We start from the raw sequence: 1,028 nt of genomic DNA, 5'->3' as shown, positions 1-1,028 counted from the left end.
TCATATAACTGTTGTATAACTGGCTTTAGCTCTGTGATAGTGCCTTTCAGAAACTGCTCTGAAGTCAGGTTTTCAATGGCTTGGGTATCACTAGAACTGTTTTGTTTACAAAGTGCTCTAATCGACTGGTAGAGTGAGTTTTCCAACCTTTGTACTGAAAGCAGAGCTTTTCCAAGTAGAGATAGTTGTTCATTGCTTAGGTTAGTTGTGTCTGTCATTTAAGTCAGTTCCTAATAAATTGAAGTCTGTTTTACCTGAATTTTGAGCTAGCTTGTTCGGGCGTATAGGTGTCTGCATTGAAAATAATATAGTCACCGCTTATCAATTTTTCACATTGAATTTGTCCTTTAAAGCCAATGCTGCACAGTTTTTTTAGCAAGTGTGGCTTGGCGTTATCGTAGACAATATTTAAAAAAGGAAGGTGGTTAGAGTGAACTACGTTATGTAGATTAAACTCTTCTAATGCCTCTGAGAGGTGATCACTGTCAGTCAGTTCGATGACCTCGACAATTTCATTCAACAACATGTCTATTTCCATATTTTTTAGTTGATAGCGATTGTGACATAAAAAAAAAACCACTTCCGATAGAAGAAGTGGTTTTAATTCTACAATCAAGATCTACATCAAATTATAGGTCTTGAATGTTCTCAGCTTCTAGCTCTTGGAAGTAGCGAAGAGTCTTAACTTTTAGCTCTTGTTGAGCTGGCTCATCAGCAACGATGATAGCTTTACGGTGCATCTGTAGAGCGGTAACAGTCCACATGTGGTTTACAGAACCTTCGATAGCCATTTGAAGCGCTTGCGCTTTGTTGTGGCCTAGAGAAAGGATCATTACTTCTTCAGAATCTAGAAGAGTAGCAACACCGATAGTTAGTGCGTATTTAGGAACTTGGTTGATGTCGCCATCGAAGAAACGAGAGTTCGCGATACGAGTGTCTTCAGTCAACGTTTTGATACGAGTGCGTGAAGATAGAGAAGAACCTGGCTCATTGAACGCGATGTGACCGTCGATGCCTACGCCGCCCAT

The 1,028-nt window shown here is 40.0% G+C and carries 1 protein-coding gene and 2 pseudogenes; all 3 read right to left on the bottom strand.

The annotated features are described in order from the left end of the window. Positions 1 to 218: pseudogene (locus AB4653_RS19345) on the bottom strand (glucosamine-6-phosphate deaminase); the annotation flags it as partial. Positions 219 to 250: 32 nt separating this feature from the next. After that, positions 251 to 526, bottom strand: coding sequence for a hypothetical protein (locus tag AB4653_RS19340; protein ID WP_009846105.1), 276 nt, complete (start codon positions 524 to 526; stop codon positions 251 to 253). Positions 527 to 629: 103 nt separating this feature from the next. After that, positions 630 to 1,028 (bottom strand): annotated as a pseudogene (gene nagB / locus AB4653_RS19335) (glucosamine-6-phosphate deaminase); the annotation flags it as partial.

This window comes from Vibrio sp. 10N.222.48.A3 (genome assembly GCF_041475345.1).
Lineage (GTDB): Bacteria > Pseudomonadota > Gammaproteobacteria > Enterobacterales > Vibrionaceae > Vibrio > Vibrio tasmaniensis_A.
The sequence above is the reverse complement of the archived record's forward strand: the minus strand, read 5'-3'. Positions and strand labels throughout refer to the sequence as shown.

What these genes read in the sequence shown, in the direction of transcription:
- AB4653_RS19340 (WP_009846105.1), bottom strand. Translation starts at nt 526, where the DNA reads ATGTTGTTGAATGAAATTGTCGAGGTCATCGAACTGACTGACAGTGAT.